Genomic DNA, 21343 nt, shown 5'->3' on the forward strand with positions numbered 1-21343 from the left:
GGGTTGTTTTTTTTTTATAAGACACTGCCCCCCCCCGGCTTCCCGGGGCGGGGGGGGCCGTTCCGTCCTGCGTGCGGGCTGGGCCGTCAGATGCCCAGGTCCTTGATGATCTTGGCCACGTGGCCGGTCGCCTTCACGTTGTAGAAGGCGTGTTCCACCTTGCCGTCCTCGTCGACGACGATCGTGGAGCGGATGACGCCCGTCACCACTTTGCCGTAGAGCTTCTTCGCGCCGAAGGCGCCGTACGCCTCCAGGGTCTCCTTGGCGGGGTCGGCGACCAGGGTGACCTTCAGGCTCTCCTTCTCACGGAACTTGGCGAGCTTCTCCGGCTTGTCGGGGGAGACGCCGATGACGTCGTATCCGGCACCGGCCAGGAGATCCAGGTTGTCGGTGAAGTCGCAGGCCTGCTTGGTGCAGCCGGGAGTGAGGGCGGAGGGGTAGAAGTAGACGATGACCTTGCGCCCCTTGTGGCCCGCGAGCGAGATCTCGTTGCCGTCGGCGTCGGGGAGGGTGAAGGCCGGGGCGGTGTCGCCGGGCTGGAGTCGCTCGCTCATGGTTCTCCTCAAGTGGCACATCAGGTGTTTGGCACCGAGCGTAATAGGGGTGCCGCCGGGTATGCGGGCGGTCGAGCTGACAGACTGTCGATGAAGGTTTACCGGACGACGACCACGGAGGCGGCGCAGTGTCGGATGCCAGGACCCCTGCGCAGATCGAGGCGGACATCATCACCAGGCGCGAGCAGCTCGCCGTGGTGCTCGATGAGATCGGGATGCGTGTGCACCCGAAGACGATCATCGGTGACGCGAAGGCCAAGGTGGCCGGGGCGGTGGACCGGACGGCCGGGCGCGCGTTCGTCGCGGTGAACCGTTCGGTGTCGGACGTGAAGGCGCAGTTCGTTTCGAAGGATGGTTCGCCCCGTCTGGAGCGGGTGATTCCGGCTGCGCTGCTCGTGGTCGGTGTGGTGGGTCTGCTGACGGTGTCGGCGCGTCGCAGGAAGTGACGTGGCCCACCCCTGGGGCGTGCGGCGCGGGTCCGAGCAGGTAGGTTTCGGCTCGTGAGCGACAACACCCACGACGACAAGCTGCCCATCCGCATGCTGCACGATCGCGTGCTGGTCCGGTCCGATTCGCCCGAGGGCGAGCGGCGTTCGGGCGGTGGCATTCTGATTCCGGCGACGGCTGCGGTCGGCCGGCGGCTGGCGTGGGCCGTGGTGGTCGCGGTCGGCCAGAACGTGCGGACGGTGGAGCCGGGGGACCGGGTGCTGTACGACCCGGAGGACCGTGCCGAGGTGGAGGTGCGGGGCGTGGCGTATGTGCTGATGCGGGAGCGGGATCTGCATGCGGTGGCCGCGGACCGTTTCGAGGGTTCGGTGGATTCGACGGGGCTGTATCTGTAGGTCGCGATCTGTAGGTCGTGGTGCTGGCTGAGGGAGCCCGGTGACTGGGGTCACCGGGCTCTTTGTCGTTTTTTGCTACGGTGAGGGGACCCCCGACGAGACGCGCCGTACCGGGCCTTGCAAAGACGACGCACCGTGTTGTTCGCGTGATTTCTCGTCGGAAGGTGCCGTCATGGCCTGGGTTCTGCTGGTTGTCGCCGGTCTGCTGGAAGTGGGCTGGTCGATCGGGATGAAGTACACCGAGGGGTTCACCCGGCTGTGGCCGAGTGTGTTCACCGGCCTCGGGATCGTCGCCAGCATGATGTTGCTGTCCCATGCGGCGAAGACGCTGCCGATCGGTACGGCGTACGGCGTGTGGGTCGGTATCGGAGCGGCCGGTGCGGCGGTGGTCGGCATGATGGTGCTGGGTGAGCCCACGACGGCGGCCCGGATCTTCTTCGTGTGTCTGCTGCTGGTGGCTGTGGTGGGTCTGAAGGCGACCTCGGGTCACTGACTCCGCGCCCTGCGATTTATTGGTCCTGCGGGCGGGCGCCGCCTGCGCCTTCGAAGAAGCCTCCGGTGTCCCCGGGGGCTTCTTCCGTTTCCGGGGTGTCCCCGGTGTCCCCGATGCCTCCGGTGTCCCCGGTGCCTCCGGTGTCCCCGGTGCCTCCGGTGTCGGTGCCTCCCGTGTTCGTACCGCCGTCGGTGCCGTCCTGTGTGGGGGCGTGGCTGCTCGGGGAGGGGGCTGTGGGCGGGGTGGGAGCGCCGGACGGGGTTTCGGAGGGGGTGTCTTCGGTCTCTTCGGTCTCTTCGGGTTCCGGTTCGGGTTCTTCCTCGGTGGGCGGGGCGGGCTCGTCGGCGCCTTCCTGGAGTTCGAGGTCGAATTCCTGGGGTTCGGCGTTGGCGAGGGCGGCGGTCGTGTAGTCGGCCCAGGTGGCGGCGGGTGGGCCGCCGCCGTTCATCCGGGGCAGGCCGAGTGCTCCGTACAGCGGTGTCTGGGTGCCGGTGTCGGGGTCCTGGCCCATGACGGCGACGACGGTCGCGAGGTCGGGGGTGTAGCCGGCGAACCAGGCGGCTCTGTCGTCCTCGGCGGTGCCGGTCTTGCCTGCGGCGGGGCGGTTCGCGGCCTGGGCGGCGGTTCCGGTGCCTTCCTCGACGACGGTCTGGAGGATGGATGTGGTGGTGTCGGCGGCTGTACGGCTGACGGCCTGCTCGGTGTCCCTGACGGGGAGCGTGATGTTCTCGCCGTCCTTGGTGACCTTGGCGACGAGGGTGTACGTGCCGTGCCTGCCGTGGTTGGCGAGGGTGGCGTACGCCTCGGTCATGTCGAGGACGCTGGCGGTGGCGGGGCCGAGTGCGATGGACGGTGATGCGGTGAGGTCGGGGGTGTTCTCGGGGATGCCGAGGCCGATGGCGGTGTCCTTGACCTTGCCCGGCCCGACGTCCTCCGCCATTTGGGCGTAGGCGGCGTTGACGGATCTGTCGGTGGCGGTACGGACGGTGATGTCGCCGTAGTCGACGTCGTCCTCGTTGGCGGGGGCGTATCCGGTGGGTCCGTCCGAGCCCTCGACCATGCGCATGTTGGTGCCGTCGTAAACGGTGTTGGGCGTGATCGTCTGGCCGTCCTGGGTGGTGGAGTCGTTGGCGACGGCCGAGGTGAAGACGAAGGGCTTGAAGGTGGAGCCGACCTGGTAGTCGCGGCGGGTCGCGTTGTTGACGTACTGCTTGGTGTAGTCGACGCCCCCGTACATCGCGACGACCTTGCCGGTGCCCGGGTCGATGGAGGCGCCGCCGACGCGGACGTTGCGGTCGATCATCCGGGTGTTGCTGGTCTTGGACATGACGTTGTTCTCGACGGCGTCGACCAAGGCCTCCTGCTTCTTCTTGTCGAGGGTGGTGGTGATGCGGTAGCCGCCGGTGGCGAGGGTGTTCTCGTCGATGATCTTGTTGCTGGTGAGGTAGTCCTCGGCGGCCTGGACGAGGTAGCCGCGCTGTCCTGAGAGGCCGGTGGACGGCTTGGCCTCGCCGGGGACGGGGAAGCGGGTGGTGGCACGTTCGGCGGCGGTGAGCCACTCTTCCTTGACCATGCCGTCCAGCACGTAGTTCCAGCGGGCGAGGGCGTTGGCCTTGTTCTCGGGGTGGGCGACGACGTCGTACACGCTGGGGGCGTTCAGGAGGGAGGCGAGGTACGCGCCTTCGGCGGTGGTGAGGGCCTCGACGTGCTTGCCGTAGTACGCCTGTGCGGCGGCCTGGATGCCGTAGGCGTTGCGGCCGAAGTAGCTGGTGTTGAGGTAGCCCTCGAGGATCTGGTCCTTGCTCTCCTCGCGGTTGAGTTTGACCGCGATGAAGAACTCCTTGGTCTTGCGGACGACGGTCTGTTCCTGGCCGAGGTAGTAGTTCTTGACGTACTGCTGGGTGATGGTCGAGCCGCTCTGCTTGCCCTTGCCGGTGAGGGTGTTCCAGGCGCCGCGGATCATCGCCTTGATGTCGACGGCGGGCTCGGAGTGGAAGCCGCGGTCCTCGGCGGCGAGTACGGCGTGCTGGACGGTGAGGGGGGCCCGGTTGAGCCGGACGTTCTCCCGGTTGACCTCGCCGTCGCGGGCGATGACCGTGCCGTCCTTGTAGAGGTAGATGTTGGACTGGGCGGTGGCGCTGGCGTTGGCGGGCGGGATGTCGACGATCTGGTATCCGGCGATGAGACCGCCGATGAGCAGGAGCGCGATACCGAGGACGGTGCCGAGGACCGTGCGCCAGGTGGGGACGGCGCGGCGCCAACCGGTGCGCTTGTGGCACTTCTTGCGCCCTCTCTTCTCTTTCGCGCCGAGTGAGCCGGTGGGGAGTGGCCGGCCGTCGGGGTCGCGCTGGGCCCAGTTCTGCTCGTCGCTCATATCGGTGGGACTCCTCGGGACTCCTCGGCCGCGGTCAGTCATCCCATAGTGCCCTTATTGGTGGGATATCGCCTGGATTCTCCCGTGGTGGGTGGTCGCGGCGGTGATATCCGGTGGCGGTGGCTGTCCGGCGTGGACTAGGGTCGTGCGCTTTGGTGCCGCGGGCTTCGGTGTCATGCGTCCGGTGCTCTCCGCCGGGTGTCGCGCGGGGGAGAGACGGCGGCGAGACGGGGGTGGCTGCGGTGCGGTTGTACGCGGTGGTGGCGGCAGGCGGATTCCGGCGCTACGCCACGTACCGGATCGCGACGGTGGCGGGTGTCTTCACCAACACCGTCTTCGGTTTCATCATGGCGTACACGTACATCGCCCTCTGGGACGAGCGCCCGCAGCTCGGCGGCTACGACATGTCCCAGGCGCTGACGTACGTATGGCTCGGCCAGGCGCTGCTGATGACCTGCGCCATGATGGGCGGCGGTTTCGAGGACGAGCTGATGGAGCGCATCCGTACCGGCGACATCGCGGTCGACCTGTACCGGCCGGCGGACCTTCAGTTGTGGTGGCTGGCGGGGGATCTGGGCCGGGCGGCGTTCCATCTGCTGGGGCGCGGCATCGTGCCGATGGTGCTGGGCGCCCTGGCGTTCGATCTGGCGCTGCCCGGCTCGTTCTGGACGTGGCCGGCCTTCCTGGTCTCCGTACTGCTTGGTGTCGTGGTGAGTTTCGCCGTGCGCTATCTGGTGGCGCTGTCGGCGTTCTGGCTGATGGACGGGGCGGGGGCGACGCAGGTCGTGGGGCTGGCCGGGCTGTTCTTCTCCGGGATGCTGCTGCCGCTGAATCTGTTTCCCGGGGTGCTGGGCGAGGTGGCGCGGATGCTGCCGTGGTCCTCGTTGTTGCAGGTCCCGGCCGATGTCTTCCTCGGTAAGCACACGGGCTGGGGGCTCGTGGAGGCGTACGCCTTCCAGGCCGGCTGGGCGCTGGCGCTGCTGACGGCGGGACGGTTCGTGCAGGTGCTGGCGACCAGGAGGGTGGTGATTCAGGGTGGCTGAGACAGAGGTCGCGTTCGAGGACCGTTCCCGGCTGGTCGAGGGGGTCAGGGCCTACGGGCTGATCGTCGCGATGTGGCTGCGTTCCACGATGGCGTACCGCGCGTCGTTCGCGATGACGGCCCTCGGGAACTTCGTGGTGACCGCCTTCGACTTCGTCACGATCATGCTGATGTTCTCGCACGTGGACGCCCTGGGCGGGTACACCCTGCCGGAGATCGCCCTGCTGTACGGGATGTCGGCCACCGCGTTCGGGCTGGCCGATCTGCTGCTGGGGTCGATGGACCGGCTGGGGCGGCGGGTACGCGACGGCACGCTGGACACCTTGCTCGTACGGCCCGTTCCGGTGCTGGCGCAGGTGGCGGCGGACCGTTTCGCGCTGCGCCGGCTGGGCCGGATCACGCAGGGGCTGCTGGTGCTCGGGTACGCGCTGGTGTCGCTGGACATCGCGTGGACGCCGCTGAAGGTGCTGATGCTGCCGCTGATGGTGCTGAGCGGGGCGGCGATCTTCGGGGCGGTGTTCGTGGCGGGGGCGGCGTTCCAGTTCGTCGCGCAGGACGCGTCCGAGGTGCAGAACGCCTTTACGTACGGGGGGACGACGCTGCTCCAGTACCCGCCGACGATCTTCGCGAAGGATCTGGTGCGCGGAGTGACCTTCGTGGTGCCGCTGGCCTTCGTGAGCTGGCTGCCCGCGCTGTATGTGCTGGACAGGGAGTTCCCGTTGGCGCTGCCGGAGTGGGCGGCCTTCCTGCCACCGGTGGTGGCGGGGGCGTGCTGGGCACTGGCGGGCCTGGCCTGGCGAGCGGGCCTGCGCGCGTACCGGAGCACGGGCAGTTAGGCGGGGTGACCGACAAAGAAAGGGTGAGGCGGAAGTGGACGCGGACTTCATTGAGCTCGACGGAGTCGAGAAGGTCTTCGACGTACGCCGCAGGAGCGGCTTCATGCGCCGGGAGCGGCACCAGGTACGCGCGGTCGACGGCATCAGCTTCCGCGTGCCGCGCGGCGAGATGGTCGGCTACATCGGCCCGAACGGTGCGGGCAAGTCGACCACGATCAAGATGCTCACCGGCATTCTCACGCCGAGCGGCGGCCGACTGCGGGTGGCGGGCATCGACCCGTCCCGGGAGCGTACGAGGCTGGCGCACCGGATCGGTGTGGTCTTCGGGCAGCGTACGACGCTCTGGTGGGACCTGCCGCTGCGGGACTCGTACCGGCTGATGCACCGGATGTACCGCATCCCCGACAGCCGCTTCCGCGAGAACCTCGACCGGTGCGTCGAACTCCTCGACCTTGGCGAGCTGTTGGACGTACCCGTACGGCAGCTGTCCCTCGGGCAGCGGATGCGCGGGGACATCGCGGCGGCGCTGCTGCACGATCCGGAGGTGCTGTATCTGGACGAGCCGACGATCGGGCTCGATGTGGTTTCCAAGGCGAAAGTCCGGCAGTTCCTGCGGGACTTGAACGCCGAACGGGCCACGACCGTGCTGCTGACCACGCACGACCTGACCGATATCGAGCAGCTGTGCAAGCGGGTGATGGTGATCGACCACGGTCGGCTGATGTATGACGGGGCGCTCGCCGGGCTGCACGAGGTGGGGGAGAGCGAGCGCACGCTGGTGGTCGATCTGGAGCGTGAACTCCCGCCGATCGAGCTGAAGTCGGAGCCTTCGGTACGGGTGGTGAAGGTGGCGGGGCCGCGGCAGTGGCTGGCGTTCCCGGCGTCCGCTTCGGCGGCTCCGCTGGTGGCCCGGATAGCCGCCGACTATCCGATGGTGGATCTCTCGGTCCGGGAGCCGGACATCGAGGCCGTGATCGCGAAGATGTACGAGGCGGGTGCGGCTCCGGGCGCCTGAGGCACGTACGCGGGTGAGTCCTCCGGGCGTCTCCTCCGGCGCGTGCCTATGCCGGTCGATGACGTGAGCAGGTGCGTTCAATAAGGTGCCCGGTATGACAAGTGAACTTCCGGAGATGCGTGCCTCCGATGCCGAGCGTGACCGGGTCGCCGAGAGGCTGCGCGAGGCGGTGGCCGAGGGCCGGCTGGAGATGGACGAGTTCGAGCAGCGGCTCGACGCCGCGTACAAGGCCCGTACGCATGGAGAGTTGGCGCCGCTCGTCCGGGATATCCCGGCTCCGGGCTCGACCGTGGAACCCGCGGGCGCGGCGTCACCCGCCACGGTCGGGCAGGGCACCAACTGGGCGGAGCGCATCGGCGGCCCCGCCACATCGAGGGGTGCCTTCGCCTTCTGGGGCGGTTTCACCCGCAACGGCCGGTGGACCGTGGGCCGTCTGTTCACCGCTTTCGCGATGTGGGGCGGCGGCCATATCGATCTGCGTCAGGCCCGTTTCGAGGACCGCGAGGTCGTCATCCGCTGCTTCACGCTCATGGGCGGGATGCAGGTCACCGTCGAGCCCGATGTGGACCTCGAGGTCAGTGGCATCGGCATCATGGGCGGTTTCGGCGAGAACTCCCCGAAGAGCGAGGAGGCCGAGCCGGTGCCGGGTGCCCCGCGGGTGCGGGTCGTGGGGTTCGCACTGATGGGCGGGGTCGACGTGGAGCGCAAGTGGAGCAAGGCCAAGCGGCGGAAGCTGACCAAGGGGCCCGAGGGGTCCGAGGGCTCCTGACGCCGGACCTGCCCCGCCTGCCCCGCCCCGCCCGCCCCGCCCGCCCCGCCCGCATCCGGGCGGGGTATCGACGAACTCTGACAGGCAGGTGTGCCTGTCAGAGTTCGTCGGACTTCCGTGTGCTCATCAGCTTCCCGGGATCGATCAGGTTGGCCAGCGCGTGGTAGCCGTTGTCGGTGAGGTGGAGCCGGTCGCCGGAGTCGTACGCGGCCAGGAGCCGGTTCGTCGCGTACGGGTCGCGTACCGCCCGGTCGAAGTCCACGTACGCGTCGAAGACGCCGCCCGCCCGGATCTGCTCGTTGACCGCCAGCCGTACCGCGTTCCGTTCGGGCGTCCACGTCGGGTAGCCCTCGTACGGTGTCAGGGTCGCGCCGATGACCCGCAGCCCGCGGGCGTGCGCCTGGGCGGCCAGGGAGCGGAAACCGGCGAGGATGCGCTGCGGGTCCGGCTCCTGGGGGGCCTGCTGCACGTCGTTTATACCGAGGGCGATGATCACGGTCTTCGCCCCGGCCACCGACAGCACGTCACGTTCGAAGCGGCTCGTGCCGCTCGGCCCGCCGAGCGCGCTCGGACCGTCGGTCAGGAGCCGGTTCCCGGCTATGCCCTGGTTGACGATGCCGTAACGGCCGCGCAGCCGGTCGGAGAGCAGGTCGGGCCAGCGGTTGTTCGCGTCGGTCGTGGAGCCGCTGCCCGCGGCGAGTGAGTCACCGATCACGACGATCGTGCCGGGCGTCGTCTTGTTGCGGACGTCGACGGCGGTCAGATAGCGCCAGTTGGTGGTGCGCCACGTGCCGTGCTGGTCGGCCAGATAGGACGTCTGGTGGGTGTTCGGGTGGAAGGTGACGGGCCCGGAGGCCTGCGGGGTGCGGAAGCTGACGACCAGGTCGGCGTCGGCGGCCACGGGCACGACGACCGGGTCGCTGACCATCTGCTTGCCTGCCGGGAGGGTGACGGTGGCGGCGCCCCGGAAGGTCACCGGCCGGGTGTTCACCGTGACTTGGTCGACGACGAGGGGCCTCGTACCGAAGAGGTTCGAGAGGGTGATGCGGGCCGCGTCGCCGCCGACGCTCGTGTGCACCGTGTTGCGGATGGTGCGTCCGGGGAGGCCGTTTGGGGTGTTCGGCTCGGCGCTGACGGCTGCCGCGGCCCAGGTCGCGACCCAGGTACCGGCGGAGGTGGCCGGCGCCGCAGGGGTACGGGCCGCCGCGTGCGGTTCCGGCTCGGGACGCGGCCCCGGCCGGGTGCCGGCCAGGAGCGTCGTCCCGAAAGCGATGGCGGCGGCGAGTGCGGCTGTGCCCGCCACAAGGGCGATGAGCAGGGCATAGCTCTGGCGCCTCGGCATGTGCGGTGTGTCTCCTCGTGATGATCGAACTGGTCCCATGATGCGACAGGCCGACGGGAACTCGACATGCGGCCCGGGAGTAGGTGAGGTAAGGACAATGCGTACGGCACGGGGGCGACTCGTACGCGGACGGGTGGAACGCATGGAACGGACCGATTCCGGAGCGCACGACGCCGGGCAGGACGCGGAGCAGGGAGCGGGGCAGGTGACCGAGGCCGGGAAGCAGCCGGGGCAGCCGGGGGCCGGTCCCGGAGCAGGGCACGGTCCGGGTACGGGGCGGCGCTCCACGCCGCTCGCCGTGTTCGCGTACACGGCGGCGGACGAGGAGAAGCGCCGCGGCGTACGCCGTATGAAGACCACCGCCACCGGTCTGCTCCTGCTCGTCGCGCTCGTATACGTCCTGGCCACCTGGGCGAAGAGCGCAGGCGTGGGTGGCTGGCCGGGCTACGTCGCGGCGGCCGCCGAGGCGGGCATGGTGGGCGCGATAGCGGACTGGTTCGCCGTCACGGCGCTCTTCCGGCGCCCGCTCGGCCTGCCCATCCCCCACACCGCCATCATTCCCACGAAGAAGGATCAGCTTGGGACGTCACTTGGTTCCTTCGTGGGGGAGAACTTTCTCTCCGGAGAGGTCGTTCGTGACCGAATTCACGCTCTCGGGGTCGGTGCGAGGCTCGGTGCGTGGCTGGCGGAGCCGGATCACGCCGACCGGGTCACCGCCGAACTGGCCACGGCGCTGCGCGGCGCGCTGACGGTGCTGCGGGACTCCGACGTCCAGGCGGTCGTCGGCGAGGCGATCACACGGCGGGCCAACATGGCGGAGGTCGGGCCGGGGCTCGGCAAGATGCTGGAGAAGATCGTATCCGACGGCGGTCACCGCAAGGTCGTCGACCTGATCTGCGTACGCGCGCACGACTGGCTGGTCCTGCACGGCGACTCGGTGATGGACGCGGTGCAGGGCGGGGCGCCGGGCTGGACACCGAGATTCGTCGACAAGCGGGTGGGGGAGCGGGTCTACAAGGAGCTGCTGCGCTTCATCACGGAGATGCGGGACATGCCGGGTCATCCCGCGCGCGGCTCGATCGACACGTTCCTGACGGACTTCGCGGCCGACCTCCAGTCGGACTCGGACACCCGGGCGCGGGTGGAGCGGCTGAAGGCGGAGATCCTGGGGCGCGGCGAGGTCCAGGACGTCATCGCCTCGGCCTGGGCGTCCGTACGCACGATGATCATCGCGGCCGCGGAGGACGAGCAGAGCGAGCTGCGGCTGCGCGCGAGGGCGTCACTGATGACGCTGGGTGCCAGGCTCGCGACGGACGAGCGGCTGCAGGCCAAGCTGGAGGGCTGGCTGGAGGACGCGGCGGTGTACGTCGTCACGACGTACCGCTCGGAGATCACGTCGCTGATCAGCGACACGGTGGCCGGCTGGGACGCGGATCAGACGTCGAAGAAGATCGAGGCGAACATCGGCCGGGACCTCCAGTTCATCCGGATCAACGGCACGGTGGTGGGCGCGCTCGTGGGCCTGCTGATCTACACGGTGTCGCATGCGGTAGGGGCGTAGCGCCCCTGGCTGCGCGTTCACCGGGTTGCACGGCCTCCGGCCGCGCCCTGTCCTCAATCTCCGGACGGGCTTGAAAATCAAGCCCGTCCGGAGATTGAGGACGAAGGAGTGACGGGGGCATCCCGTCACAAAAAAGACTCACACGGCACGGCGCGTGACCACCCACGACGCGGCAGCGACGCCGCCCGCCACCGCGAACACCGCGGGCCAGGCGCCGACCTTCTTGGCGAGCGGGTGCGAGCCGGCGAACGCGGCGACGTACGCGACGGTCAGCCCCGCGGCGGCACGCGGTCCGGCCTGCCGGTTCCACTCGTACGCGGCGAGAGTCCCGGCGGCGGCCAGCGCGACCCCGCCGAGCGGCCGCTTCTTGGTCCACCGGGCGACCCCGTACCCACCGACGAGCCCGCTCGCCGCCACTGCCGCTGCCGGAACCTTCGCCATTGCCGCCACCTTCGCTTTTCGTTCGTCCAGTCTCGCCACCGAGGCTAACGCGACGGCAGGAACACGTGGCGACCCCCTGGGGTCAGCCGGCCGCCGGGAATTCCGTGGCGGTCGCTGCCGGCCGGCCCGGCCAGGCGTTCAGGGCGGTCGCCAGCTGGGCGCGCGAACGGACATCCAGCTTCTGGTAGATGCGGGTCAGGCGGGCTTCGACCGTCTTCACGCTCAGGTACAGCTTCGCTGCCGCCTCCTGGTTGCTGGCCCCCTGGCCGACCAGTTGTGCGAGGCGCAGCTCCGCGTCCGTGAGGGAGGACAGGGTGTCCCCACGGGCCGGGGACAGTTCGGCCGTACGGGACGGAGTCTCCGTTGTCAGTCCCAGCCACGGGGCCGCCCCCGCCCGCTCGAAGTCGGCGGCCGCGGCCTGCAGCGCGCTCTGGGCGGCCGACCGCCTGCGGCGGCGGCGCTCCACTCGAGCGAGCGCGATCAGCGCCCGGCCGCGCTCCAGCGGCAGCCCCGCCGCGGCGAACCGCTCGGCGGTCCGGGACAGCAGACCCGCCGCCTCGTCCGGCTTCCCGCTTGCCGCCAGGTACAGCGCGTACGCCCGGTCGCAGCCGAGCAGTACCGTCGTGTGGCCGAGGCGTTCCGCGACCGGACGCACGTCGGCGAGCAGGGCTGCGGCCTCCTCCGGGGTGTCGTTCGCCAGCAGCGCCTCGGCCAGCTCCTCGTGCCAGCGCAGCATGGAGGGGTCGACGGTCGACTGGGCGCGTTCATCGGCCTGTACCCGGCGCAGGGTCTCCAGGGCGGTCGCCACATCCCCGTTGATCAGCTGGACCCGGCCGAGCGCGTACAGACTCCGGGGGAGGAAGACGCGGTCGCCCTCCTCCCCGGAGGCCTGGACGCTGCGCCGGGCATAGCTCGCGGCGCGCTCGAAACTGCCGCCCGCGGTCTCCGCGAGGGCCAGCGCATACCAGGCGGGCCCGGGCGAGAGGCCGGCCTCCAGGGTCAGGGCGAGAGACCGTCCGGCGTGTGCGAGCGCCACCGCGCACTGCCCCCGTCGGGCCTCGACCTCCGCGAGCGTACGGAACAGCTCGATGGCGTCCTCCACCGGGCCGCGGCGCTCGACCAGGGGGAGGAGGGCATGGGCCTGATCGCGGGCGTCGGTGAGCCGGTCGTCGAACAGTGCGTGACGGATCGTCAGGATCTGTGCGGCGTTACGGACGCCGAGCGGACGCTCGAACAGTTCCAGGGCCCGGGCCTCGGCGAGCACCCGCTCCGCGTCCGGCGAGCCGAGGACGCGGTCCATGCGCGCCTGCACGGTCAGGGCCCTGGCCGCCGTCTTCCGGTCACCCACGGAGCCGGCGAGCGCGGCGGACTCGACAGCGACGGCACGGGAGCGTTGGGGGTCGCCGTCGGCCAGGACGTACTTCACTGCCAGCCGGAGCTGGACGGCTGCCCGCAGTGCCGTGTCGCCTTCGGAGTCCTCCATGGCGTGGACATAGAGCTCGTCGAGGTTGCTCAGCCCCTGACCTGCGGTGTCCAGCACCGCGAGCCTTACCCGGACGCGGTCGGCCGGTGTGGCGTCCCGGGCCAGGAGATCGGTGGCCGCGCGCATGGCCAGGTCGGCGCGGGCCGCACGGGCGGCTTCCTGGGCGGCGTCGACGAGCCGGGCGATCCGCTGCGCACCGTACTGGACTGGCGTGGACTCGGCCGCGAGCAGGGCCAGTTCGGCGGCCAGGGCGCTGTTCCCGCGGAGCCGGGCGGTGTCGGCGGCCGCCGCGACCTCCGCGGCCAGCTCCTCGTCGGGAGTGTCCGAGGCCAGTGCCCGGTGCCGTACCGCCTCGACGGGGTCGTCCACGACCCGCGCGAGCGCCGCGTGACCGGCGCTGCGCTCGGTCCAGCAGGCGTCGTGCACGAGCGTCGACGGCAGCACACCGGCTGTGAAGCCGACCGTCCCGTCCTCCTTGAGGGAGATCAGATTCGCCCGCTCGGCGGCGGCGAGGTCGGCCTCGGCGGTGGGGCGGCCCGCGCGACGTATCAGCGTTGCCGTCGGGCGCAGCGTCAGCGCGGCGAGCAGGAGCGTGGAGCGAACGGCGGGCGAGGCGACGCCGAGCAGCTGCCGCGCGATCTCGCGGGCTCGCCCGGACAGCGACAGCGCCTCGGCGTGGTGCACCGGAGTCCGCGCGTCGGCGAGGGACCGGCCGACGGCGAGCGCGAGGCGTGGATTGCCGCCGCTGGCCTTGTGGATGCGGCCGGCCATCCGGGACGGCAGCCGGTGATGGATGAGGAGTTCGGCGATCTCGTCGGCGTGCAACGGCGGTACGAACAGGATGTCGGCCTCGGACGGTGCCCACAGGGGTTCCGGGCCGGCCGCGTCCGGCTGTCGCGTACCGGTCTGCGGCGCACCGGAGTCGGGGCTGTACGCCGCCGGTGTCTCGACGGCGATCACCCGCAGCGCGGTCGGGGCCAGATGGAGCGCGAAACGCAGGAGGTCGGCACTGGCGGCGTCGATGCGCTGGACGCCGTCGACGACCAGCAGTGCGGGGCCGCGCGCGGCGAGGGTCCGCAGGATCTGGGCGAGGGCCAGCCGTAGGGCGATGGGGTCCCAGCCGCCGTCGGGGATGGGCGCCTCGCGGCACAGCATGGCGACGGCCGTCCGCTGCGGTCCTGGCAGCCCTTCGAGAATGCCTGACCCGCCTGACCCGCCTGACCCGTCGAGTGTTCCGGGTGCGGGCCAGGACACGCACGCCGATACGGACGCGACGAGGGCGGCGGCGGCCGCGCCCGGTATGTCACGGTCGGCGGGGAGCGTGGGGAGCCACAGCACGGTCTCGCCGCGGGACTCGGTGCGCGCGGCGGTGGCCAGGGCGAGCTCCGTCTTGCCCACCCCGGCAGGGCCGGTGAGCAGGGCGCGCCCGCGGGTGTGCAGGACCCGTTCGAGCCGCGCGAGGAGCTCCGCCCGCCCGACCGGCGCAGGGCGGTACGTTGCCGACGTCACGTACCCACCACCACCTTCCGGCGTGCGCGAGCCCGCTGCCCGTGCGAGAGCAGAGAATACGAAGTCGGCCGCTGCCGTCCAGGCCCGGTGTCGGCATACGGACGGACCAGCTGCGGGCGCGCCCGCGGAAATTCCCGCGGACGCGCCCCTGACCAGCGATGATGCAGCCCGGCGGGCGTCTCAGAAGGTGAGACTCCAGGTATCGATGTAGCCGGTGTCACCCGATGCCACGTCGCGGACCTGAAGCTTCCAGGTGCCGTTGGCGACCTCGCTCGATGCGTCGACCGTGTACGTCGCGATGACGTTGTCGGCGCTGTCCGAGGACGACGAGGCCTTCAGATTGCGCACCGTGCCGTCCGGGGCGATCAGGTCGACGACCAGGTCGCCGCGCCAGGTGTGCTTGATGTCCACGTCGACCTTGAGGGCGGCGGGGGCGTTGCCCGTGCGACCGGTGACCGGGATCGACGAGGTGACGGTCGCGTTGTCCGTGATCGTCACGTCCGTCGCGTTGCTGAACGTCGTGCCGCCGGGGGTGGTGCCGGTGACGGCGTTCACGGTCTTGGTCGCATCGGCGATGCCGGAGCCGCAGCCGCCGGTGCAGGTGCCGGGCAGCGGCCGGGCGTTGCTCTTGATCGCGGACTCGATGTCGGCCGGGGTCAGGGTGCTCTTGGCCGACTTGAGCAGTGCGGCGAGGCCGGCGATGTGCGGGGCGGCCATCGAAGTGCCCTGGTAGGGCTTGTAGTTCTCCGCCGACTGCGTGGTGGTACCGGAGTTCAGCGTGGAGAGGATGCCGTTCTCGGGGGTGGTGATGGTACCGGGCGTGTCGGTGGCGCGACGGGTCTCGCCGCCGGGCGCGGAGACATCGATGATGCTGCCGTAGTTCGAGTAGAACGAACGGTTGCCCTCACGGCTGGTGGACGCCACGTTGATGACACCGGCGCAGTTGGCAGGCGTGAAGCCGGAGGCGTTGGCGTTGCTGTTGCCGGCCGCGACGACCACGGTGGTGCCGCGCGACACGGCGCCGTTGATGGCGGTCTGGTAGACGCTGGGGCAGGTGGAGCTGGCGCCGCCGAGGCTCATGTTGATGACCTTGGCCGGGTTCGCGTTCACCGCGATGCCCGGGACGGTGCCGCCGGACGCCCAGGTGATGGCGTCGGCGATGTCCGAGGAGGAGCCGCCGCACTTGCCCAGCACACGCACGGGCTGGATCTTCGCGCTGTACGCGATGCCCGCCACGCCCTTGCTGTTGTTGGCGGTCGCCCCGATCGTGCCGGCGACGTGCGTGCCGTGCCAGGAGGAGTTGCTCGCCGTGGAACCGGCGCCGCACTCGCCGGCGGTGGCATTCCAGTCGCCCTCGTCCTTGGCGTCACTGTCGCGGCCGTTGCCGTCACGGGCGTCCGCGGAGGAGGAGATGAAGTCGTATCCGGAGACGACATTGGCGGCCAGGTCCGTGTGGGCGGCGTAGCCGGTGTCGATGACGGCGACGGTGACGCCGCTGCCGGTGCCCTTGTCCCAGGCGCCGGGGACATTCATGCCGCCGGTGGCCTCGAACAGGTCCCACTGCTTGGCGTAGTCGGTGTCGTTCGGGGTGACCGCCATCGCGTAGGCGCGGATGTCGGGCTCCACGGACGCGACGGACGCGTCGGCGCGGAAGGCGTTCATGACCTCGGTGACGTCCTTCTTGGACGTCTCGCCACCCAGGTCGACCAGGGCGGCGCCGCCGGCGAGGCGGCGCTCGAACGACAGGCTCTCGCCGGTCTCCTCGGCCTTGGCGGCCGCGTCGCTCTTGGCCGCCGCGTTGGAACCGGCCTCGGCAGCCTTGGACTTGTAGGTGACGATGACGTCCTCGACCGGTGCGGTCGGCAGCGCGGTCATGGACTGCGAAGCCGGAGCCGGCTTCGGCGAGGGGCCCGCCGGGGCGGCGGCGAGCGCCACGGAGGAGGTGGCAACGACACCGGCGATCGTGGCGGTCGCTGCCACAACGGATATGAGTCTCCGCCTGGAACCGTTCAAGGTGTTCCCTTTCAATGACTATTCGTGCGGAGCGCGGCGGGTGGCGCGAGAACCGCGGTGCAGCGTGGGGGCTGCGATCCGCAGTTCCTGGGCCGGGTCGCCCGTGCGCCGCCGCCGACGCCACGGCCCTGGTCAAGGCCGCCACCGGCGAAACCCCTGCCTTACATGCACCTGACACCTGAGAGTCAGAGGACGGGATCCACCGGTGCGGCAGACAGTAGGGAACGGCGAGATGAAGCCGATACGGGGAAAACCCTTGTCCCCCGCGCGGGGGGTCCGGGCAGAGCCCGCGCAGGTTCACGTCCGGGTGCAGTCCAAACGTCCGGCGGCGGCGCGCAGGTCACCGAGGACCGGCAGCATGTGCTTCTCGCCGCCTGCCGGCCCCAGGAGAGCGCCCACGAATCCTTGACGACGGCGTGAGCCGCGGGTACTTCAGCCACCTGCTCCTGGACGCGCTGCGCCACCCCGGACCGGCCGCGGCCACCTACGGCACGGTGCACACGCGCGTCGAGGAGGGGGTGCGCAGCCGGATCCGCGACCAGCATCCGGAGCTGCGGGGCCCGGACGACCAGCGGTTCCTGCACGGCGAATCCGCACCCCCCTCGCCGTACCCACCTCGCCGTTCCTGCTCCGGCACACCACCCAGGGCTGGGAGGTGAACTGCGGTTACGCGCACGGGCTGCGGGCCGTGGCCGCCGAATTCGGACCGTCATCGTGTCGCGATCGGGGCGCCTCGCGGACAGGTGTTCACGCCACGCCGCGCCCCCGTCAGTCGACGAGCGTCTGAATCAGCTCACTGCGGGACGAGTTGTGGATGACACGGCCGAGCGCCCCGTTGACGAGGGGCATGTACGGCGGGACGTGACCGCACTCCACATCGGCGACGATGGGCACGCCCAGGGATCCGAGCGCGTCCAGTACGGCCTCGTGCTGGGTGAGCGAGGGGGCGTCCGGCGCCGAAGTCCGGCCCACGAGCACCACGTTGGCGCTGTCGAAGAACCCGGCCAGCTTCATCCCGTGGAGAGTCCGGCAGATCGCGAAGGCATCGTGCTCCGCCGCCTCGACGTACACGATCAGCCCTTCCGGGGCGCGGTCGCGAGCAAACGCCGCGACGTCGCCGTACGGAGTGCCGGCCACATGGCAGAGCATCTCGATGCACCCCCCGATGAGCCGCCCGGAGACGTCCACATCACCGTCCCCGTCCAGCCTGGTCCACCTGCCGGGGGTGTCGAGCGTGAACTCGCTGACCTCGGGAGAGGCGTGGAAGTCGTACCAGCCCGTGGACCGATGGCGCCCCGGCGGTATCTGAGCGAACCGGCTCCCCTCGGGCATGGCGGCGATGTCCAGCCAGGACAACAGCCCCTCGGGCACCCGGTAGGGCGTATCCATGAGGTTGTTGCCGTGCACGGTCGCGACCCCGGTGAGCAGGGTGAGCGGGGTGATGACGGTCGACATGTCCGAGTACCCGACGACCCAGGTCGGCTCGGCGTTCCGCAACCGCTCCCAGTCGAGCAGAGGCAGCAGATCGATCGCGGTCTCCCCGCCCCACGGCGGCACCACGGCCCGGATCCCCGGATCGGTAAGCATCCCCATCAACTCGGCCGCACGCTCGGCCGCGGGCGCACTGACATGTCCGGCGCCATCCATGCACTGCCCGACGACGACCTCGTACCCCCGCGCCGCCACTTCCCGTACGGCGACGTCGAACCGCCCGCGCAACTCCTTCGGCACACCGCTGGAGGGAGAGGTGACGCCGATGCGATCACCGGGACGGAGGGGGCGCGGGTATCGAATGGGCATGCGGGGGAGCATGGCACGGCAGCCCATGCCTCTGCCACGCACTTACGGCACGTCTGCCACGTACATGCGGCCCGTCGCTTGAGTCTCCACTCACTGGAAACCTCAGACTTCCCACATGAACGACGACGTTTTCGGAAACGGCGCTGCTGCCTCCAGATCACACGGCCGGGGTCGCACCCCGGAGGAACTCAGCACCATCGGGGAGCTCTCCCGCCGCACCGGCCTGCCGGTGCGCACCATCCGCTTCTGGTCGGACGAGGGCGCCCTGCCGCCCGTGGCCCGCAGCGAGGGCGGCTACCGGTTGTACGACGCCGAGTCCCTGGCCCGCCTCGAACTCATCCGCACGCTGCGGGAGCTCGGTCTCGGCCTGGACGATGTACGGAAGGTGCTGCGCGGCGAGACGGACATGGCGTCCGTGGCCGCTGCCCATGTGGCAGCCCTCGACGCGCAGATCCGTTCCCTGCGGCTGAGCCGCGCCGTCCTGTCGACCGTTGCACAGAGGAATTCGACCACTGAGGAGATGGCGCTCATGAACAAGCTGGCGCGGCTCTCCGCCGCCGAGCGCAAGCAGATCATCGACGACTTCGTGGAGGAGATGTTCCACGGCCTGGACACTGCCACCGACCCCGAGATCCGCCGGCGGCTGCGTGCCGCCACCGTCGACCTGCCCGACGACCCGACGCCCGAGCAGGTGGACGCGTGGGTGGAGATGGCGGAGCTGATGCAGCAACCCGAGTTCCGCGCGCGGATGCGCACGATGGCCGAGTTCAACGCCGCGGACCGTGGCCCCGATGTCCCGGCCGACGCCTCGCCGTGGTTCGCCAGGCGGCTCGTACAGCTGGCGGGCGACGCCCGGGAGCGCGGCGTCGACCCGAGGTCGCCGGATGCGGCCGAGGTGGTGCGGCACTTGCTGGGGGACGAGGACACGGCGGCGGTGCTGGAACGCCTGGAGTCCGCGGCGCAGGACCAGGTGGCGCGCTACCGGGAGCTGATGGCGGTGGTGAACGGCGGGGCACCGGCGCCGAGCCATGCGGAGGAGTTCGCATGGGTGCTTGAGGCACTGCGCGCGCAGCTTTCGCGCTGAGGGCGGGACGGGGCGGCCCGGATTGCGGATTCTCCGTAGCGGAACACGCAACGCAGGATCCGCAATCCACCCATGGGTTGGAACCGACAGACCGATGGGGAGGAGGGAACCATGGCCGCTGCGACGAATGCCGATGTCAGGACGCTCGACCGGCTCGCGGGCCGGCAGCGGGGACTGGCCACCAACCGCCAGCTCCAGGCCGCCGGCCTGGCCAGAAGCACGATCAGGCACCGCTGCGAACCGGGCGGACCGTGGCAACGGGTGCTGCCCCGCGTCACGTTGATACAGACCGGCGCGCCGGACCCGTACCAACGGATGCTGGCGGCCGTCCTCTACGCGGCGGAACCGGCCTCCGACCCGCTGTCCGGCACGACGGCCGTGGTGACGGGCGAGGCGGCGCTGTCGCTCTATCGGGTACGCGGCACGGGCAGCGGCACGGTGGATGTGCTGCTCGACGAGGCGCGCAGGATGCGGGACGTGGCATACGTACGCATCCGCCGCACCCGCCGCCGACCACCCAGCCTGCTCTACCAGGGGGTGCCGTGCGTCCGCAGGCCGCGCGCGGCGGCGGACTTCGTCGCCCGCGAGTCCTGCCCCGACCGAGTACGCGCGATCCTGGCCAACGCCGTCCAGGCAGGACGGTGCGACCCACGGGACCTCCTCGCCGAACTCCGCGCGGGGCGCGCCCTGCGAGCGGCACCGGTACGCGCGGCAGCGGAGGAACTCCTCGTGGGCGTCCGCTCGATCGAGGAGGGCCGCGCCCGCGACGTACTACGAGCGGGCGGCGTCCCCGACGCCCTCTGGAACCCCACCCTGCTCACGAAGGACGGCATCTTCCTGGCGGTCCCGGACGCGTACTGGCCCCACGAGGGCGTCGCCCTGGAGGTCGACTCGGAAGAATTTCACCTGGGCGTGACCGAATACCGCTCCACCCTGCGCCGCCGCCTGAAACTGGAAACCCACGGCATCGAGGTGGTGAGCGTGGCCCCGGCCCTGGTACGGGACCACCCGGACGAGGTGGTGGCAGCAGTCCTGGCCAAGTTGCGGCTGGGCGCGGGCCGGCGGGAACCGCTTTCGGTGGTGGTGCGGGCGTAGAGGGACGGGCGCTCTACTGCCTCAGAGTTGTCACGAACTCAGCCCATGCGCTGGGTTGCACGGAGATACAGGCCCCTTCGGGGCGCTTCGAGTCACGTACACCGACGACGGTGTGCAGGTCGGCTACCTCGACGCACTCAGTGCCACTTCCACCGCTGTACGACGACTTGAACCAGTGCACGCGTTCGCTGTCCATCAAAGCTCCCCAATGACCCGATCCAGGAGCGCGGCAGACTGATCGATATCCAACGCCTGCGCACGCAGGTACTCGAACGCCAACCTATAGCGCGCTAGTTCCTGCGGCTTCTCCATGAAGAGGCCACCGCCGATGATGTCCACGTACACGACGTCGAGTTCGGGCGCTGGGCCGCCGAGGATGACGAAGCTACCGACCGCCGCGGCGTGGGCGCCCGCTTCGAACGGCAATATCTGAACGGTGATGTGGGGCTGGGACGCCTGCTCGCTGAGATGCCTCAACTGCTCGCGCATGACACTGTGTCCACCCACCATGCGCCGGATGACTGCCTCATCAATCACGGCCCAGATGTGCGGAGGCTCGGCACGAGTGAGGAGCTCCTGCCGTTTCATGCGAATGTCCACCATGTGGTGGATCTCCTGATCCGTGCACCTCATTTCCGAGGCGCGGTGAACGGCTTCTGCGTACGCACGTGTCTGGAGAAGCCCTGGCACGTACATGCACGCGTAGTGGCCCTCGCTGACTACTTCGTCCTCGAGGGTCAGCATGAGATTCATTGACTCGGGAATCGGGTCAGCGAGAGATCGCCACCAACCCTGAATACGCGCTCCCTTGGCCAAGTCGACAAGCGATTCACGTTCCTGGTTCGAGGCGCCGTACTCACGGCACAGGGCGTCAACGGCTGGCCATTTGACGGTGCCTTCCTTCGTCTCGTATCGACTCAAAGTCGCCTTCGAGATACCGACTCGAGCACCCGCCTCCTCCAACGTGAGGCCCTTGCGCTCGCGGAGACGGCGTAGGTCTGCGCCGAGCTGGCGTCTACGGGTGGTTGGTCCGACTGGCATGGCCGTCCTTCGCGTTGATCCCTCAGAGGGTGCATGGTGCGGAGCTCTC

20 protein-coding genes and 1 riboswitch are annotated in these 21343 nt (G+C 70.1%); of the genes, 11 read left to right on the plus strand and 9 right to left on the minus strand.

Annotated elements, in window-relative coordinates:
• Nucleotides 1-86: 86 nt before the first annotated feature.
• Nucleotides 87-554: a thioredoxin-dependent thiol peroxidase gene (bcp, locus tag ACFT7S_RS35480; protein WP_382739592.1), complete on the minus strand. Its 468-nt coding sequence runs from the start codon at nt 552-554 to the stop codon at nt 87-89.
• A 128-nt stretch (nt 555-682) separates the two neighbouring features.
• Between bcp and ACFT7S_RS35485 the strand changes: the two genes are divergently transcribed.
• The 3 genes from ACFT7S_RS35485 (at nt 683) to ACFT7S_RS35495 (ending at nt 1889) form a co-directional block, all read left to right on the plus strand.
• Nucleotides 683-1000, plus strand: coding sequence for a DUF3618 domain-containing protein (locus tag ACFT7S_RS35485; RefSeq protein WP_382739594.1), 318 nt, complete (start codon nt 683-685; stop codon nt 998-1000).
• Nucleotides 1001-1054: 54 nt separating this feature from the next.
• Nucleotides 1055-1396 carry a GroES family chaperonin gene (locus ACFT7S_RS35490; protein WP_382739597.1) on the plus strand — a complete coding sequence of 114 codons (342 nt, stop codon included), beginning with the start codon at nt 1055-1057 and terminating at the stop codon, nt 1394-1396.
• A gap of 64 nt (nt 1397-1460) precedes the next feature.
• Nucleotides 1461-1531: riboswitch (guanidine-III (ykkC-III) riboswitch) on the plus strand.
• Between the two features lie 37 nt (nt 1532-1568).
• On the plus strand, nt 1569-1889 hold the full coding sequence (locus ACFT7S_RS35495) for a DMT family transporter (RefSeq protein ID WP_382739600.1): 321 nt from the start codon (nt 1569-1571) through the stop codon (nt 1887-1889).
• 16 nt (nt 1890-1905) lie between these two features.
• Here ACFT7S_RS35495 and ACFT7S_RS35500 read toward each other — a convergent pair whose 3' ends face one another.
• Entirely contained in the window at nt 1906-4263 is a 2358-nt protein-coding gene (locus ACFT7S_RS35500; protein ID WP_382739603.1) for a transglycosylase domain-containing protein, read from the minus strand.
• Nucleotides 4264-4505: 242 nt separating this feature from the next.
• Between ACFT7S_RS35500 and ACFT7S_RS35505 the strand changes: the two genes are divergently transcribed.
• From ACFT7S_RS35505 to ACFT7S_RS35520, 4 genes are all read left to right on the plus strand, one after another.
• Nucleotides 4506-5306 (plus strand): ABC transporter permease, encoded by an 801-nt coding sequence (locus ACFT7S_RS35505; RefSeq protein WP_382739606.1) that lies wholly within the window; start codon nt 4506-4508, stop codon nt 5304-5306.
• A complete protein-coding gene (locus ACFT7S_RS35510) occupies nt 5299-6141 on the plus strand; it encodes an ABC transporter permease (RefSeq protein ID WP_382739609.1) in 843 nt (280 codons plus the stop codon). Before ACFT7S_RS35505 ends, ACFT7S_RS35510 begins: the two co-directional genes overlap by 8 nt.
• 34 nt (nt 6142-6175) lie before the next feature.
• The gene (locus ACFT7S_RS35515) at nt 6176-7156 is read left to right on the plus strand and encodes an ATP-binding cassette domain-containing protein (protein WP_382739612.1); all 981 of its coding nucleotides are present in this window, start codon (nt 6176-6178) and stop codon (nt 7154-7156) included.
• Between the two features lie 115 nt (nt 7157-7271).
• Complete coding sequence (locus ACFT7S_RS35520) at nt 7272-7925, plus strand: DUF1707 domain-containing protein (protein ID WP_382739673.1); 654 nt, start codon at nt 7272-7274, stop codon at nt 7923-7925.
• A 97-nt stretch (nt 7926-8022) separates the two neighbouring features.
• Here the strand turns inward: ACFT7S_RS35520 and ACFT7S_RS35525 are convergent, their stop codons facing one another.
• On the minus strand, nt 8023-9267 hold the full coding sequence (locus ACFT7S_RS35525) for an SGNH/GDSL hydrolase family protein (RefSeq protein ID WP_382739614.1): 1245 nt from the start codon (nt 9265-9267) through the stop codon (nt 8023-8025).
• Nucleotides 9268-9409: 142 nt separating this feature from the next.
• On the opposite strand from ACFT7S_RS35525, the gene ACFT7S_RS35530 reads away from it, so the two are divergent.
• The gene (locus ACFT7S_RS35530; protein WP_382739617.1) at nt 9410-10828 is read left to right on the plus strand and encodes a DUF445 domain-containing protein; all 1419 of its coding nucleotides are present in this window, start codon (nt 9410-9412) and stop codon (nt 10826-10828) included.
• Between the two features lie 138 nt (nt 10829-10966).
• Here the strand turns inward: ACFT7S_RS35530 and ACFT7S_RS35535 are convergent, their stop codons facing one another.
• The 3 genes from ACFT7S_RS35535 to ACFT7S_RS35545 form a co-directional block, all read right to left on the minus strand.
• On the minus strand, nt 10967-11269 hold the full coding sequence (locus tag ACFT7S_RS35535) for a hypothetical protein (protein WP_382739620.1): 303 nt from the start codon (nt 11267-11269) through the stop codon (nt 10967-10969).
• 82 nt (nt 11270-11351) lie between these two features.
• Nucleotides 11352-14261, minus strand: a complete 2910-nt coding sequence (locus ACFT7S_RS35540) for an AAA family ATPase (RefSeq protein ID WP_382739622.1) — start codon at nt 14259-14261, stop codon at nt 11352-11354.
• A 180-nt stretch (nt 14262-14441) separates the two neighbouring features.
• On the minus strand, nt 14442-16241 hold the full coding sequence (locus ACFT7S_RS35545) for a S8 family serine peptidase (protein WP_382739625.1): 1800 nt from the start codon (nt 16239-16241) through the stop codon (nt 14442-14444).
• A 449-nt stretch (nt 16242-16690) separates the two neighbouring features.
• Here ACFT7S_RS35545 and ACFT7S_RS35550 point away from each other — a divergent pair, with 449 nt between their 5' ends.
• Entirely contained in the window at nt 16691-16933 is a 243-nt protein-coding gene (locus ACFT7S_RS35550) for a hypothetical protein (protein WP_382739628.1), read from the plus strand.
• A 109-nt stretch (nt 16934-17042) separates the two neighbouring features.
• Here the strand turns inward: ACFT7S_RS35550 and ACFT7S_RS35555 are convergent, their stop codons facing one another.
• The gene (locus ACFT7S_RS35555) at nt 17043-18074 is read right to left on the minus strand and encodes a S66 peptidase family protein (RefSeq protein WP_382739631.1); all 1032 of its coding nucleotides are present in this window, start codon (nt 18072-18074) and stop codon (nt 17043-17045) included.
• Nucleotides 18075-18189: 115 nt separating this feature from the next.
• Between ACFT7S_RS35555 and ACFT7S_RS35560 the strand changes: the two genes are divergently transcribed.
• Both ACFT7S_RS35560 and ACFT7S_RS35565 read left to right on the plus strand, forming a co-directional pair.
• Nucleotides 18190-19158 carry a MerR family transcriptional regulator gene (locus ACFT7S_RS35560; RefSeq protein WP_382739634.1) on the plus strand — a complete coding sequence of 323 codons (969 nt, stop codon included), beginning with the start codon at nt 18190-18192 and terminating at the stop codon, nt 19156-19158.
• 111 nt (nt 19159-19269) lie between these two features.
• On the plus strand, nt 19270-20253 hold the full coding sequence (locus tag ACFT7S_RS35565) for a hypothetical protein (protein ID WP_382739636.1): 984 nt from the start codon (nt 19270-19272) through the stop codon (nt 20251-20253).
• Between the two features lie 13 nt (nt 20254-20266).
• Here the strand turns inward: ACFT7S_RS35565 and ACFT7S_RS35570 are convergent, their stop codons facing one another.
• Nucleotides 20267-20449, minus strand: a complete 183-nt coding sequence (locus ACFT7S_RS35570) for a DUF397 domain-containing protein (RefSeq protein WP_382739639.1) — start codon at nt 20447-20449, stop codon at nt 20267-20269.
• On the minus strand, nt 20449-21294 hold the full coding sequence (locus tag ACFT7S_RS35575; RefSeq protein WP_382739641.1) for a helix-turn-helix domain-containing protein: 846 nt from the start codon (nt 21292-21294) through the stop codon (nt 20449-20451). Before ACFT7S_RS35575 ends, ACFT7S_RS35570 begins: the two co-directional genes overlap by 1 nt.
• Nucleotides 21295-21343: the final 49 nt, after the last annotated feature.

The organism is Streptomyces sp. NPDC057136 (assembly GCF_042670885.1).
Classification (GTDB): domain Bacteria; phylum Actinomycetota; class Actinomycetes; order Streptomycetales; family Streptomycetaceae; genus Streptomyces.

What these genes read in the sequence shown, in the direction of transcription:
- bcp (WP_382739592.1), bottom strand. Translation starts at nt 554, where the DNA reads ATGAGCGAGCGACTCCAGCCCGGCGACACCGCCCCGGCCTTCACCCTC.
- ACFT7S_RS35495 (WP_382739600.1), top strand. Translation starts at nt 1,569, where the DNA reads ATGGCCTGGGTTCTGCTGGTTGTCGCCGGTCTGCTGGAAGTGGGCTGG.
- ACFT7S_RS35500 (WP_382739603.1), bottom strand. Translation starts at nt 4,263, where the DNA reads ATGAGCGACGAGCAGAACTGGGCCCAGCGCGACCCCGACGGCCGGCCA.
- ACFT7S_RS35520 (WP_382739673.1), top strand. Translation starts at nt 7,272, where the DNA reads ATGCGTGCCTCCGATGCCGAGCGTGACCGGGTCGCCGAGAGGCTGCGC.
- ACFT7S_RS35525 (WP_382739614.1), bottom strand. Translation starts at nt 9,267, where the DNA reads ATGCCGAGGCGCCAGAGCTATGCCCTGCTCATCGCCCTTGTGGCGGGC.
- ACFT7S_RS35530 (WP_382739617.1), top strand. Translation starts at nt 9,410, where the DNA reads ATGGAACGGACCGATTCCGGAGCGCACGACGCCGGGCAGGACGCGGAG.
- ACFT7S_RS35535 (WP_382739620.1), bottom strand. Translation starts at nt 11,269, where the DNA reads ATGGCGAAGGTTCCGGCAGCGGCAGTGGCGGCGAGCGGGCTCGTCGGT.
- ACFT7S_RS35555 (WP_382739631.1), bottom strand. Translation starts at nt 18,074, where the DNA reads ATGCCCATTCGATACCCGCGCCCCCTCCGTCCCGGTGATCGCATCGGC.
- ACFT7S_RS35560 (WP_382739634.1), top strand. Translation starts at nt 18,190, where the DNA reads ATGAACGACGACGTTTTCGGAAACGGCGCTGCTGCCTCCAGATCACAC.
- ACFT7S_RS35565 (WP_382739636.1), top strand. Translation starts at nt 19,270, where the DNA reads ATGGCCGCTGCGACGAATGCCGATGTCAGGACGCTCGACCGGCTCGCG.
- ACFT7S_RS35570 (WP_382739639.1), bottom strand. Translation starts at nt 20,449, where the DNA reads ATGGACAGCGAACGCGTGCACTGGTTCAAGTCGTCGTACAGCGGTGGA.
- ACFT7S_RS35575 (WP_382739641.1), bottom strand. Translation starts at nt 21,294, where the DNA reads ATGCCAGTCGGACCAACCACCCGTAGACGCCAGCTCGGCGCAGACCTA.